Origin of the sequence: Stenotrophomonas sp. LST15-1-1.1 (genome assembly GCF_040815575.1) — a bacterium.
In the GTDB taxonomy this organism is placed as follows: domain Bacteria; phylum Pseudomonadota; class Gammaproteobacteria; order Xanthomonadales; family Xanthomonadaceae; genus Stenotrophomonas; species Stenotrophomonas lactitubi_B.
In genome coordinates this window covers 232,241-245,922 of record NZ_JBFPNJ010000012.1, presented here as the reverse complement: position 1 = coordinate 245,922, position 13,682 = coordinate 232,241, and the positions used below count along the sequence as shown (strand labels likewise).

General features: G+C 65.5%; 10 protein-coding genes and 2 tRNA genes. 10 read left to right on the top strand and 2 right to left on the bottom strand.

What is annotated here, in order from left to right:
- Positions 1–99 precede the first annotated feature (99 nt).
- The 10 genes from MRBLST15_RS08930 (at position 100) to MRBLST15_RS08885 (ending at position 11,452) form a co-directional block, all read left to right on the top strand.
- Positions 100–176, top strand: a tRNA-Met gene (locus MRBLST15_RS08930).
- Positions 177–260: 84 nt separating this feature from the next.
- Positions 261–337 (top strand) — tRNA-Met (locus tag MRBLST15_RS08925).
- 400 nt (positions 338–737) lie between these two features.
- Positions 738–1,328 (top strand): ribosome maturation factor RimP, encoded by a 591-nt coding sequence (rimP, locus tag MRBLST15_RS08920; protein ID WP_089236292.1) that lies wholly within the window; start codon positions 738–740, stop codon positions 1,326–1,328.
- A gap of 4 nt (positions 1,329–1,332) precedes the next feature.
- Positions 1,333–2,844, top strand: a complete 1,512-nt coding sequence (gene nusA, locus MRBLST15_RS08915; RefSeq protein ID WP_089236291.1) for a transcription termination factor NusA — start codon at positions 1,333–1,335, stop codon at positions 2,842–2,844.
- Between the two features lie 92 nt (positions 2,845–2,936).
- Positions 2,937–5,582 (top strand): translation initiation factor IF-2, encoded by a 2,646-nt coding sequence (infB, locus tag MRBLST15_RS08910; RefSeq protein ID WP_265952210.1) that lies wholly within the window; start codon positions 2,937–2,939, stop codon positions 5,580–5,582.
- 82 nt (positions 5,583–5,664) lie between these two features.
- Positions 5,665–6,048: a 30S ribosome-binding factor RbfA gene (gene rbfA / locus MRBLST15_RS08905; protein WP_025876229.1), complete on the top strand. Its 384-nt coding sequence runs from the start codon at positions 5,665–5,667 to the stop codon at positions 6,046–6,048.
- A 109-nt stretch (positions 6,049–6,157) separates the two neighbouring features.
- A complete protein-coding gene (truB, locus tag MRBLST15_RS08900) occupies positions 6,158–7,066 on the top strand; it encodes a tRNA pseudouridine(55) synthase TruB (protein WP_265952209.1) in 909 nt (302 codons plus the stop codon).
- Positions 7,067–7,244: 178 nt separating this feature from the next.
- Entirely contained in the window at positions 7,245–7,505 is a 261-nt protein-coding gene (gene rpsO / locus MRBLST15_RS08895) for a 30S ribosomal protein S15 (protein ID WP_005410445.1), read from the top strand.
- A gap of 147 nt (positions 7,506–7,652) precedes the next feature.
- Positions 7,653–9,761, top strand: coding sequence for a polyribonucleotide nucleotidyltransferase (gene pnp / locus MRBLST15_RS08890; protein WP_176020100.1), 2,109 nt, complete (start codon positions 7,653–7,655; stop codon positions 9,759–9,761).
- A gap of 125 nt (positions 9,762–9,886) precedes the next feature.
- A complete protein-coding gene (locus MRBLST15_RS08885) occupies positions 9,887–11,452 on the top strand; it encodes a tetratricopeptide repeat protein (protein ID WP_367785736.1) in 1,566 nt (521 codons plus the stop codon).
- On the opposite strand, the gene MRBLST15_RS08880 is transcribed toward MRBLST15_RS08885, so the two are convergent.
- Complete coding sequence (locus MRBLST15_RS08880; RefSeq protein WP_265952202.1) at positions 11,421–12,479, bottom strand: serine hydrolase domain-containing protein; 1,059 nt, start codon at positions 12,477–12,479, stop codon at positions 11,421–11,423. The genes MRBLST15_RS08885 and MRBLST15_RS08880 overlap by 32 nt on opposite strands.
- Positions 12,480–12,582: 103 nt before the next feature.
- The gene (locus MRBLST15_RS08875; protein WP_367785735.1) at positions 12,583–13,569 is read right to left on the bottom strand and encodes a hypothetical protein; all 987 of its coding nucleotides are present in this window, start codon (positions 13,567–13,569) and stop codon (positions 12,583–12,585) included.
- Positions 13,570–13,682: the final 113 nt, after the last annotated feature.

The window sequence follows — 13,682 nt, the reverse complement described above, 5'->3', positions numbered from 1 at the left end:
TAATATACGCAGCTTGAGTTGTCACTGCAGCGGTTCAGCCAGAACATCGTTGCGGAGCGCCCCCTCGCCAGAGTGGGCCAGCAGTTCAAGCACTTCCGGTGCGGGGTGGAGCAGTCTGGCAGCTCGTCGGGCTCATAACCCGAAGGTCGCAGGTTCAAATCCTGCCCCCGCTACCAACACATCGAGTCGGCGCCAACCAATTCGATGAATGAGGAAAAGCTTGCAGGTTTTGAAGTTATCCCTCATAATTCCGCTTCTGATGCGGGGTGGAGCAGTCTGGCAGCTCGTCGGGCTCATAACCCGAAGGTCGCAGGTTCAAATCCTGCCCCCGCTACCAAGTAAAGAATGCGCCTTCGAAGCTCTGCTTCGAGGGCGTTTTTCTTTGCGGTTTCCGTCGATCCGCCGGGCGTGGCGCGGCGCTGCCATCGCGCGGTCACCCGGTAGCGCCGGGCCATGCCCGGCGAGCGCAGCGGAGGGTTTCAGGCCGGCCGCAGCCTTGCACCAGAGCGGTGCAGGGGCTATCATCAGCGGCCTAGAAGTACCCCTGACGGCGGCGCTCCCCCTCGGAGATCCACCCGGAAGGAGGGCCGCAGCACGCTTGTTCAGCGCGTTGCAACCGGAATCCAGTCACCGGAGTCTTTCCGGAAAAGGGGCCCAGCGGGCCCTTCGTCGTTTTCGGGGCGTCATGTTTCCATGCTGGCCACGGCCGGCACCCAACCAAGAGATCAAGGCAGGCTGTGAGCGACAAGGCAACCGACATCGCGAATCTGCTCGCCCCGACCGTTGTGTCGCTGGGCCTGGAGCTGCTGGGCGTTGAGTATCTGCCGGCCCCCGGCGGTGCGACCCTTCGCCTTTACATCGACGTGCCGCTGGCGGAACAGCCGGAGCGCATCATCAATGTGGACGACTGTGAGCGGGTAAGCCGCGAAGTCTCCGCACAGATGGACGTCGAGGACCCGATCAGCGGCAATTACACGCTGGAAGTGTCCTCGCCGGGTGTGGATCGCCCGCTGTTCAACCTGGAGCAGTTCGGTCGTCACCTCGGCGAATCGGCCAAGGTCACCCTGAAACTGCCGCAGGAAAACCGCCGCCGCCTGCAGGGTCGCATCGACGCGATCGACGAGGCGCAGGGCAGCATCACTTTCATCGTCGACAACACCGCACTGGTGGTGTCGGCCGACAACATCGACAAGGCGCGGATCATGCCTGACTGGGTGGCGCTGGGGCTGGCCCCGAGCAAGCCGACCGGTCCGGCACCGAAGCGTCCGAAGCCGAACAAGAATTCTTCTTCCAACGAGCCGGCGGCAAAGAAGCCGCGCGCGGAGTGAGCCAATGAGCAAGGAACTGTTGCTGGTAGTGGACGCGGTCGCCAACGAGAAGGGCGTGCCGCGTGAAGTGATCTTCGATGCCATCGAGGCCGCCCTGGCCTCGGCAGCGAAGAAGCGCTATCCCGACGAGGAAGTGCTGACCCGCGTGGTCATCGACCACAAGGATGGCAACTACGAAACCTACCGCCGCTGGGAAGTGGTGGCCGATGACGTAGTGATGGAATCGCCGGATCGCCAGATCCGCCTGATGGACGCGATCGACGAAGCCGAAGGCGTGGACGTCGGCGATTACATCGAAGAGCAGATCGAGAACCCCGACTTCGGTCGCATCGCCGCCCAGGCCGCCAAGCAGGTGATCGTGCAGCGCGTGCGCGAAGCCGAGCGCCAGCAGGTGGTTGATGCGTGGGCCGACCGTGTGGGCGAGCTGATCACCGGTGTGGTCAAGCGCGCCGAGCGCGGCAATATCTATGTCGACCTTGGCGGCAACGCCGAAGGTTTCATTCCGAAGGACAAGGGCATTCCGCGTGACGTCCTGCGTGCCGGCGACCGCGTCCGCGGTTACCTGGCCGAAGTGCGCTCGGAGCCGCGTGGCCCGCAGCTGTTCATCAGCCGCGCCGCCCCGGAATTCATGATCGAGCTGTTCAAGCTGGAAGTGCCGGAAGTCGGCCAGGGCCTGGTGGAAATCAAGGCCTGTGCCCGCGATCCGGGCGACCGCGCCAAGATCGCCGTGCTCGCCCACGACCAGCGCACCGATCCGATCGGCGCCTGCATCGGCATGCGTGGTTCGCGCGTGCAGGCCGTGTCCAACGAGCTCAATGGCGAGCGCGTGGACATCGTCCTGTGGAACGAGAACCCGGCCAACTTCGTCATCAACGCGATGGCGCCGGCCGAAGTGCAGTCGATCATCGTCGATGAAGACAAGCATTCGATGGACCTGGCCGTTGCCGAAGACCGCCTGGCCCAGGCAATCGGCAAGGGCGGCCAGAACGTGCGCCTGGCCAGCCGCCTGACCGGTTGGCAGCTGAACGTGATGACCCAGGACCAGGTGACCGCCAAGTCGGAAGCCGAACAGGCGTCGGCCCGCCAGCTGTTCATGGACAAGCTGGAAGTGGACGAGGAAATCGCTGGCATCCTGGTCAGCGAAGGCTTCGGCACGGTCGAGGAAATTGCATATGTACCGGTCGGCGAACTGCTGGCCGTGGAAGGTTTCGACGAAGACATCGTCGAAGAGCTGCGCGCACGTGCCCGCGATGCGCTGCTCAATGAGGCCCTGGCAGTCGAGGAAGGCCTGGAGGACGGCCAGCCGGCGCAGGACCTGCTGTCCCTGAAGGGCATGGACGAAGCCACCGCATATGCGTTGGCCGGCCACGGCGTGCGTACCAGTGAGGACTTGTCCGACCTGGCCGCCGACGAGGTCATGGACTTCGGCATCGAAGGGCTGGACCAGGAGCGCGCCGCGGCGCTGATCCTGGCCGCGCGTGCCGAGGAAATCGCCCGACTGGAACGCGGCGAATGAGCCGGCAATGAACAGGGCCCTGAGCCGATCAGGGCGTAGAATCCGCGCCACCTCCAGATGCGGGGGGGCGCCCACAAGATCATAGGATCCGAATGTCGCAGCAAACCACCATCCGCAAGCTTGCTGAACTGGTCAATACACCGGTCGAAAAACTGCTGGAACAGCTGGCCGGTGCCGGCATGAAGTTCAGCGGTCCCGACCAGGTCGTGACCAGTTCCGAGAAAGTGAAGCTCCTGGGCTTCCTTCGTCGCTCGCACGGCAAGCCCGAGCAGGCCCCGGAAGAGACTGATCAGTCTGCCAAGAAGATCACCCTCAACCGTCGCAAGCAACAGGAAGTGACGGTCAATTCCGGTCGCAGCAAGACAACCGTGAACGTGGAAGTGCGCCAGAAGCGCACCTACGTCAAGGCCGATGGTGGTCGCGCGATGACCCCGGACGAAGAGCGTGCCGACATCCTGCGCAAGCTGGAAGAGTCGCGCGCACGCAACCTTGCCGAGCAGCAGGCACTGGCCGAGAAGGACCGCCTGCGTGACGAGGCCATCGTCCGTGCACGCGAGGAAGAAGTCGCTGCCAAGGAGCGTGCCGAGGCCGAGAAGAAGGCGGCCGAGGAAGCTGCAGTTGCCGCCAAGGCTGCCGAGGCCCTGGCTGCCAGCAAGCCCAAGGTGCGTGCTCCGATCGACGAAACCGCGCCGCGCCCGCCGCGCGCTCCGGCCGCAGCCCCGGCTGCTCCGCGTAGTGCAGCGCCGCCGCGCAGCGACGACCGCAACAACCGCAACGCGCCGCGCAACGAGCGTGGACCGGGTGACCGCTTTGCCGGTCAGATGCACCTGTCTGCCGCCGATCGTGCGCGCCGTGGCAACAGCAACAACAGCAACAACCGTGGTCGCCCGGGTAGCCGTCCGACGTCCGGCCGTCGCGACATGTCGCGCGGCGGTGGCAACTCCGGTCCGCATGCCTTCGAGCGTCCGACCGCACCGGTCGTGCGTGAAGTGGCGATCGGCGACACCATCACCGTGGCCGACCTGGCGCAGAAGCTCGCGCTGAAGGGCGGCGAGGTGGTGAAGGCGCTGTTCAAGATGGGCGTGATGGCCACCATCACCCAGTCCATCGACCACGACACCGCGGCACTGGTCACCGAAGAGCTGGGTCACAAGGCGATCCGCGCCAGCGACAACGACGCCGAAGACGCACTGTTGGCATCGGCCGGTGAGAACCAGGGCGAGGCCGTGCAGCGTCCGCCGGTGGTCACCATCATGGGCCACGTCGACCACGGCAAGACCTCGCTGCTGGATTACATCCGTCGCACCAAGGTCGCCACCGGCGAAGCCGGCGGCATCACCCAGCACATCGGTGCGTACCACGTTGAAACGCCGAAGGGCGTCATCAGCTTCCTGGATACCCCGGGCCACGCCGCGTTCACCTCGATGCGTGCCCGCGGTGCCAAGCTGACCGACATCGTGGTGCTGGTCGTGGCGGCCGATGACGGCGTCATGCCGCAGACCAAGGAAGCGATCCAGCACGCCCGTTCGGCGGGTGTGCCGCTGATCGTGGCGATCAACAAGATCGACAAGTCCGGTGCCGACCCGATGCGGGTCAAGAACGAACTGCTGTCCGAGCAGGTCGTGGCCGAAGACTTCGGTGGCGACACCCAGATGGTGGAGATCTCGGCCAAGACCGGCCTGGGCATCGACGATCTGCTGGAAGCTGTCTCGGTCCAGGCTGAACTGCTGGAACTGAAGGCGGTCGACGACGGCCGTGCCAACGGCGTGGTCATCGAGTCGTCGCTGGACAAGGGCCGTGGCCCGATCGCGACGGTGCTGGTGCAGCAGGGCCGCCTGAAGAAGGGCGACTACCTGGTGTGCGGCATCCAGTACGGTCGCGTGCGTGCGCTGTTCGACGAAACCGGCAAGCAGCCGGAGTTCGCGGGCCCGTCCATTCCGGTGCAGGTCCTGGGCCTGTCCGGCGTGCCGGAAGCCGGTGATGACTTCGTCGTCGTCGACGACGAGCGTCTGGCCAAGGACGTTGCCCAGCAGCGTGAGACCAAGCGCCGTGAATCGCGCCTGGTCGCCACCGCTGGCAGCCGCATGGAAGACATCATGGCGACCCTGGGCAAGGGCGAGGGCCAGCAGGTCCTCAACCTGGTCATCAAGGCCGACGTGCAGGGTTCGGTGCAGGCGTTGAGCCAGGCCCTGGTGGCGCTGTCCAACGACGACATCCGCATCAACGTGATCCACTCCGGCGTGGGCGGCATCACCGAATCGGACGCCAATTCGGCCGCCGCTTCGAAGGCCACCGTCATCGGCTTCAACGTGCGTGCGGATGCTTCGGCCCGTCGCATCATCGAATCCAACGGTGTTGACCTGCGTTACTTCTCGATCATCTATGACGTGATCGATCAGGTGAAGCAGGTGGCCTCCGGTCTGCTGGGCGTGGAGATCCGCGAAGAGATCATCGGCATCGCCGAGGTCCGCGACGTCTTCCGCAGCTCCAAGCTGGGTGCCGTCGCCGGCAGCATGGTCATCGAGGGTGTGGTCAAGCGCAACAAGCCGATCCGCGTCCTGCGCGACAGCGTGGTGATCTTCGAGGGCGAGCTGGAATCGCTGCGTCGCTTCAAGGAGAACGTCGAGGAAGTCCGCAACGGTACCGAATGCGGTATCGCAGTGAAGGCCTACAACGACGTCAAGCCGGGTGACCAGATCGAGTGCTTCGAGCGTATCGAAGTGCCGCGCACCCTGTAATGCTGCAACGGACCGGCCCTCACGGGCCGGTCCGGTTTCAACCCGTAGACTGCAACAACGAAACCCAACAAGAGCCTGCCGCGTGCCCAAGACTTTCCATCGAACCGACCGTGTCTCCGCCCAGCTGCGCCGTGAACTCGGCACCCTGGTGCACAACGCCGTGCGCGAGCACGGGTTGCCCTCGGTGAGCGTGTCCGACGTGGAAATCACCCGCGACATGGCCCACGCCAAGGTGTTCGTCACCGCACTGATGCCGGAACGTTCGGTGGAAGCAGTCAAGGGCCTGAAGGAACTGGCCTGGGGCCTGCGCATGGAACTGGCGCGCGCGATGAAGCTGCGGCATGTGCCGGAGCTGCATTTCCACTACGACGACTCGGTCGATCGTGGCGAGCGCATCGACAACCTGCTGCGCGACCTGCCCGATACCGTGGCCGCCGAAAAGCGTCGCGAAGGCGACGAAGAATAACCGCGCGACGCCGGGCATGCCCGGCGTTGCTGCATTCCGGCTGCGCGATGTCTGATGCAGACCGCGCTGCGCGCTCTCCGGGCATGGCCCGGCGCTACCCGTACCTGTCATGACCCGAATTCAGTTCCGCCGCCTGGATGGCATCCTGCTGCTCGACAAGCCGACCGGCATGAGCTCCAACGCCGCGCTGCAGGTCGCCCGTCGCCTGTTCCGTGCGGAAAAGGGCGGCCACACCGGCAGCCTTGACCCGCTGGCCACCGGCCTGTTGCCGCTGTGCTTCGGCGAGGCCACCAAGATCGCCGGCCTGCTGCTGGGCTCGGCCAAGGCCTACGACGCCGAGATCGTGCTGGGCCAGACCACCGATACCGACGACGCCGAGGGGCAGGTGCTGCTTGAACGGCCGGTGCCCGCGATCAGTCCCGAGGCCCTGCAGGCGGCGATCGCGCCGTTGCTGGGCGACATCCTGCAGCGTGCGCCGATCTATTCCGCGCTCAAGCAGGGCGGGGAGCCGCTTTATGTGAAAGCCCGCCGTGGCGACGCCATCGAGGCGCCCGAGCGCCAGGTCAAGGTCCACGCCATCGAGATACTGGAGCAGCAGCCCGAGCGGCTGCGGCTGCGGGTCACCTGCGGCTCGGGCACCTATATCCGCAGTCTGGCCCGTGACCTGGGTGAAACGCTGGGCTGCGGCGCGCACATCAGCGCCCTGCGCCGGCTGTGGGTGGAGCCGTTCCACGAACCGGCGATGGTCACCCTGGATCAGCTGAGGGCGCTGGTGGAGGCGCAGGACGAGGCCGCCATGGACGCGCTGCTGCTGCCGTTGGCGGCGGGTCTGTCCGAGTACCCCCGGATTGACCTGGACGCCGAGCAGACCCAGCGTTTCTGCGTGGGCCAGCGCCAGCGCGACCCTTCCTGGCCGCGCGGCCTGGTGGCCGTGTTCGGTCCCGGATCGGCGGCGCAGGGCCTGGGCCAGGTCGACGATAGCGGTCTGCTGGCCCCGCAGCGCCGCTTCAACCTCTGAACGGGGAAGCCCGGTTCAGCCCCGGACCTTGTTCCAAAGCCCCCTGGCCGTTACAATTCCGCGGCCGTTTTACGGCAGCCTGCCGAAGGCGGGTTTCATCCATTTGTTGGTTCACGGCGAGCCAGGCGGTGCGCGAAAGCGCGTTTCTGCCGGCCACGCATCACAGAGAAAAAAAGACATGTCGATCGACACCCAGAAGGTCATTGAAGACAACAAGCGCAGCTCGGCTGACACCGGCTCCCCGGAAGTCCAGGTTGCACTGCTGACCGCCCGCATCGAACTGCTGACCGGCCACTTCAAGACCCACAAGAAGGATCACCACAGCCGCCGCGGTCTGCTGCAGATGGTCAACCGCCGCCGCAGCCTGCTCGACTACCTGAAGAAGAAGGACGTCGAGCGTTACAAGGCCCTGATCGAGAAGCTTGGCCTGCGTCGCTAAGCAACGAATCCCCCGCGGCGCAGCGATGCGCCGCGGTTTTGTTTTGTAGCACCGCAATACCTTTTTCAGACCGGAACGACCGGTCATCCGTTGGCGGCAAGGGTCGCCCCCGGTCCATTCGCAGACAGCATCCCCAAGGACACCCCCGTGGCAAAAATCACCAAAACCTTCCAGTACGGCAAGCACACCGTCACGCTTGAGACCGGCGAAATCGCCCGCCAGGCCGGTGGCGCCGTCATCGTCAAGTTCGACGATACCGTGCTGCTGGTCTCCGCCGTTGCCGCCAAGAGCGCGCGTGAGGGCCAGGACTTCTTCCCCCTGACCTGTGACTACCAGGAGAAGTTCTACGCCGGTGGCCGTATCCCGGGTGGCTTCTTCAAGCGCGAAGGCCGCGCGACCGAGAAGGAAACCCTGATCTCGCGTCTGATCGATCGCCCGATCCGTCCGCTGTTCCCGGAAGACTACAAGAACGAAGTCCAGATCATCGCCACGGTGATGTCGCTGAACCCGGACATCGACGGTGACATCCCGGCGCTGATCGGTGCCTCGGCTGCGCTGTCGCTGGCCGGCACCCCGTTCAAGGGTCCGATCGCCGCCGCCAAGGTGGGTTACAAGAACGGTGAGTACATCCTCAACCCGACCGTGACCGAGTTGAAGGATTCGGAGCTGGAGCTGGTCGTCGCTGGTACCGCCAACGCTGTGCTGATGGTGGAATCCGAAGCCGCGCTGCTGTCCGAAGACGTGATGCTGGGTGCTGTGACCTTCGGTCACCGCGAAATGCAGAAGGTCATCAACGCCATCAACGAGCTGACCGTGGAAGCCGGCACCAAGCCGTCGACCTGGGAAGCCCCGGCCAAGAACACCGCGCTGATCAGCGCCCTGCAGGAAGCCATCGGCCCGCGTCTGGGCGAAGCCTTCCAGGTGCGCGACAAGCTGCAGCGCCGCGACGCCATCTCGGCGATCAAGAAGGACGTGACCGAGTCGCTGGCTGGCCGCGTTGCCGCCGACGGCTGGAACCCGGCCGAGCTGTCGAAGGAATTCGGTGAGCTGGAATACAGCACCATGCGCAACTCGGTGCTGGACACCAAGGTCCGCATCGACGGCCGTGCGCTGGACACCGTCCGCCCGATCGCCGTGAAGACCGGCATCCTGCCGCGTACCCACGGTTCCTCGCTGTTCACCCGCGGCGAAACGCAGGCCATCGTGACCATCACCCTGGGCACCGCCCGTGATGGCCAGGTCATCGATGCCGTCTCCGGTGAGTACAAAGAGAACTTCCTGTTCCATTACAACTTCCCCCCCTACTCGGTGGGTGAGACCGGCCGCATGATGGGCCCGAAGCGTCGCGAGATCGGCCACGGCCGTCTGGCCAAGCGCGGCGTGCTGGCAGTGATGCCGTCGCTGGAATCCTTCCCGTACACCATCCGTGTCGTCTCGGAAATCACCGAGTCGAACGGTTCCTCGTCGATGGCCTCGGTCTGCGGCTCGTCGCTGGCCCTGATGGACGCCGGCGTGCCGGTGAAGGCACCGGTTGCCGGTATCGCCATGGGCCTGGTCAAGGAAGGCGATCGCTTCGTCGTCCTGTCCGACATCCTGGGTGACGAAGATCACCTGGGCGACATGGACTTCAAGGTTGCCGGTACCGCTGAGGGCATCTCCGCCCTGCAGATGGACATCAAGATCGAAGGCATCACCGAAGAGATCATGAAGCAGGCTCTGCAGCAGGCCAAGGCTGGCCGTCTGCACATCCTGGGCGAAATGGCCCACGGCTTGACCGCTCCGCGCGAAGAGCTGTCGGACTACGCGCCGCGTCTGCTGACCATCAAGATCCACCCGGACAAGATCCGCGAAGTGATCGGCAAGGGCGGTTCGACCATCCAGGCCATCACCAAGGAAACCGGCACCCAGATCGACATCCAGGATGACGGCACCATCGTCATCGCGTCGGTCAATGCCATCGCTGCGCAGGCTGCCAAGGCCCGCATCGAGCAGATCACCTCGGACGTCGAGCCGGGCCGCATCTACGAAGGCAAGGTCGCCAAGATCATGGACTTCGGTGCGTTCGTGACCATCCTGCCGGGCAAGGACGGCCTGGTCCACGTGTCGCAGATCTCCAGCGACCGCGTCGAGAAGGTCGGCGACGTGTTGAAGGAAGGCGATGTGGTCAAGGTCAAGGTGCTGGAAGTCGACAAGCAGGGCCGTATCCGCCTGTCGATGAAGGCCGTCGAAGAAGGCGAAGGCGCCAGCGCCGAGTAATCGATCTCCGGTCGATTGCGGTAGGTGTCAACCTTGGTTGACACACCGAAATGAAAAAGCGGGCTTCGGCCCGCTTTTTCTTTGCCTGCTGTCGCGCCGGCCACGCCGGCCGCTATGCTTCGCGCATGGACAGCCTGCGTCTGCTCGACCTTGAAATCGACCGCCCTGCACAGCGGGTCACCCGCGCAGGCGTCGCATTGCCGGTCCATGGCCTGAGCTGGCGCCTGTTCGGAGTGCTGTTGGCACACGGCACCGACATCGTCGATTTCGACACCCTGGCAGAACAGGTCTGGGCACCAGCGGTCGTCGGCGAAGATGCGATCAGCCAGCGGGTGAAGCTGCTGCGGCAGGCACTGGGCGATGACAGCCGCCGCCCGCGCTACATCCGTTCGGTACGCGGGCGGGGCTACCAGTTGTGTGCAGCGCCGACCATCGCACCGCCGGCAGCGGCGGTGCCCGCTACCGCGCACCGGAAGAAGTGGCCATGGCTTGCAGGCGCCGGTGTCGTCGTTCTGGCCGCTGCCGCGCCGTTCTGGCCGCGCACGCCGGCGGCCAGTGGCCCGCTGCCGTTGCTGCAGCGCGCCGACTATTACGCCGGCATCGGCCAGGCCAGCAACAACGAGCGCGCCATCGCCCTCTACCGGCAGGCGTTGCAGGTGGACCCCGATTCCAGTCCGGCACGCCGCGGCCTGTCACGAGCGTTGTCCGCGCAGGGGTGTCTGTTCAATGGATCGCCCGAGCAGGTCCGGGAAGGTCTGGCACTGGCCGGCATCGAACGCGACCTGGCGCCACGGGACGGCGCCGTGTACGCGCTTCGAGGCTATGCCTACGACTGCCTCGGGCAGATGCTGGACGCCATTTCCGATTACGAGCGGGCGATCGCGCTGGATCCGGGCGATGAGCGCACCCGTGCCTCGCTGGCCTACCTGCACCAGGAGCGCGGCCACCTTGCCCTGGCCCTGCGTGCCAATCTTACATTGGCGGCGCCCGAGCGCGTGCGCTTCCGTGATGTGCAGGTGGCGCGCGAACTGGAGCTGCTCGGCTTCACTCACGCGGCGGCGCAACGTCACGCGCGTAATTTCCAGCTGTATCCGGACAACGTCTTCGCCAATATCGCGTGGCCGCGCAGTCTGTTCGCGGCCGGTGACCCTGGCCGGGCGAGGCAGGCGTTGGCCGAAGCGCTGGCACGTGGCACGCCACACCCGCAGTTGCTGCGGCTGCAGGGGGAGCTGGCGCTGCTGGCAGGCGATCACGCCGGTGCTGCCGATGCCTTCGAGCGCGCGCGGCAGCTGCGTCCACAGCAATCGCTCGGTCAATCGCTGGCGGCCTTGTACGCGCAGCCCGCGGCATCGCCGGAGTGGCTGGCTTCGCGTCTTGCAATGCTGCAGGCGCAGCGCGGCGACGGCTGGTCCGATGCGGCGCTTGAGCGGGCCCTGCTGTTGCAGGCGCAAGGCGACCCGGAGGCTGCCGTCACCGCGCTGCAGCAGGCGGTCAATGATGGCTTCCGCGATGCGGCATGGCTGCGCGCCACGCCGCTGTTCGCGCCCTTGCACAGCACTTTGGGATGGGCGCCACTGCTGGCGCGCATCGATGCCGACATTGCACGCCAACGCAGCCAGGTACTGGCTGCTGACTGGCGTCCCGCCGACCTCTCTGGCCTCAGCGCAGCGCCGGCAACAGGAACTCGGTGAGAATCCGTCGCGACTGTGGGTGGGCCAGGCTGCGGTTGTAGGCCTGGCTGGTGATCACCGCCACCGCGCGATGCTGCGGCAGCACGAAGACATAGTTGCCGCCATTGCCGGACATTGCCCACACCGTCTGTGGTCGGCCGTCGACCACCAGCTTCAATCCCCACCATTGATAACCGTAGTCACTGCCATCACCGGCCTGTGCCTGCGGTTGGATCATGGCGGCAATGTAGTCGGGCGGCAGAAGTTGTCGGCCCTGCCAGCGGCCGCCATCCAGTACCAGTTGGCCCAGCCTGGCCAGATCGCGGCTGCGGTAGCGGGTGCCGCCGCCGCCCATGCCGATGCCCTCGGGTGAACGGTTCCAGTGGCTTGCGGTGATTCCCAGCGGCCGCTCCAGCACGCGTGCGGCGTAGTCTGCCAGCGGCTGACCGGTCGCCTGTTCCAGCACCGCGCCGAGCACGAAGGAATCGGCGGTGCAGTAGGCGAAGGCGCGCCCGTGCGGGCTGTCCGCCGGACGCTGCATCCACGGTGCAAATCCTTTGACCGGCAACCCCAGGGTGAAATCGAGCCAGCGTTCGGTCACGTACATGCGCTCTTCGTTGCCTGCCGAGAACGCATTCTCGTCATCACACTCCCACAGGGAACTCATGGTCAGCAGGTCTTCCACGGTGGTCTGGCGCAGACGCGGGTCCACCGGATGGAGGGCGGTGTAAGCGGGGAAATAGTCGTAGACACGCGCGTGTACGCCCGGCAGCTTGCCCTCGCCGATGGCGGCCCCCACCAGCAGGGCGGTCACGCTCTTGCTGGCCGAACGCACGTCGTGCAGGGTCTGCGCATCGGCACCGTTGAAGTAACCCTCGTAGACGACCCTGCCGTCCACCTGCAGCAGCACGCTGCGGATCTGCTTCAGTTCATCGCTGGCAATGGCGTGTTGCAGCGCCTGTAGACGCGCAGGGTCGGGCGGGGCGGCAGTGCAGGGCAGGCTGAGAAGCGATGCCAGCAGGCCGGAAAGGGCCAGGAGTGAACGCATGATCGGGCTCCATCGAAAGGAGCCCGATTGGGCCAGAGCACCGGCTGAAGTGCTGGAAATTGCCCTGAAGAATTCTGAAAGCCTTGCGCTGCAAGGCTCGGCGCTACATGGGCTGTTCTTCTTCGTGCCCCAGCCACCACACCTGGCCGGGCTCCGGGTCCTGAAGTGGATGCTCGCGCTGTTCAATCGCCTCCAGCACGCGCCCGCTGCCGGCTGCCGTCCATGCCGCCATCAGCTTCTCCACCGCGGCGCGACCCTGCGCGGCAATACCGAGATTGCGTTCGCGCGCCCAGCCCTGGTCATCATCGGGGCTGTCGTCATCGTGCTGGTGAGGTGCACCATAGCTGCAGCGCAGGCACAGGTGGCGTACCGAACGGGTCCAATCCTCGACCAGGCCGATGCCGGGCAATGTGAGCGCCCGCAGCGCGGCGATGTCGTCCTGCGAATCGCATTGCACGAACACCGCGTAGGTCGCCATGTCCGACTGCTGCAGGCGCTGCATGGCATTGAACACGGGTACTTCGCGCTCGCCGTATGCGCGACGCCCGGTGGATGCACCGTCGTGCAGGACGATGTCACCGAAGCGGAATCCGCTCTCAGGCAGCGGTACGTTCTCCAGCCGTGCGCGTACCGGATCCAACCGGCGCATGTACACGGTCTCGCCGCCGGACCACGGATTCAGGCGGACACAGGCAACGCCGAAATTGCCGTCGATCGGGCCTTCGCCTTCGGGCAGTGTGATGCCGCAACGGGTCCATTGCCGGCGCGCCTCGGCCCAATCACCGGCGCCGGTCGCGGCAATTCCGGCATTCCATGTGGTGGCCTCATCGAGGCCATCGCGCAACTGCTCGGAGCGCAGGTTGTCCTGCAGCGACGCAGGCCAGTCACGCAGGTACTTGTGTGCCAGCCCGCGCATGTAGTGCAGGTGCGGGATGTCGGGCGTCCATTCGACGAGCTGGCCGAACAGGGCCGCTGCATCAGTCAGTTCGCCTTCGTCGAAGGCCGCGTAGGCACTTGCCTCCAGTGCCTGCAGCTTCTCCAGGGTCTCGTCGTCGAGCAGTGTGCCGTCTGCCTCGTGGTCTGTGGTCATGTCCGTGTGCCAGTGAAATTCCAGCGCCACCTTAGCTCAGGCAGGTCGTGTGTTGTCCTGCAGCGAAGTGCTTTCGACATAGCGCAGCCACGTCGGTGTCAGCTTCCCTTGCC

Excerpts from the sequence above, each read along its gene's own strand:
- MRBLST15_RS08875 (WP_367785735.1), bottom strand. The coding sequence starts at position 13,569 with ATGACCACAGACCACGAGGCAGACGGCACACTGCTCGACGACGAGACC.
- truB (WP_265952209.1), top strand. The coding sequence starts at position 6,158 with ATGACCCGAATTCAGTTCCGCCGCCTGGATGGCATCCTGCTGCTCGAC.
- nusA (WP_089236291.1), top strand. The coding sequence starts at position 1,333 with ATGAGCAAGGAACTGTTGCTGGTAGTGGACGCGGTCGCCAACGAGAAG.
- infB (WP_265952210.1), top strand. The coding sequence starts at position 2,937 with ATGTCGCAGCAAACCACCATCCGCAAGCTTGCTGAACTGGTCAATACA.
- MRBLST15_RS08880 (WP_265952202.1), bottom strand. The coding sequence starts at position 12,479 with ATGCGTTCACTCCTGGCCCTTTCCGGCCTGCTGGCATCGCTTCTCAGC.
- MRBLST15_RS08885 (WP_367785736.1), top strand. The coding sequence starts at position 9,887 with ATGGACAGCCTGCGTCTGCTCGACCTTGAAATCGACCGCCCTGCACAG.
- rpsO (WP_005410445.1), top strand. The coding sequence starts at position 7,245 with ATGTCGATCGACACCCAGAAGGTCATTGAAGACAACAAGCGCAGCTCG.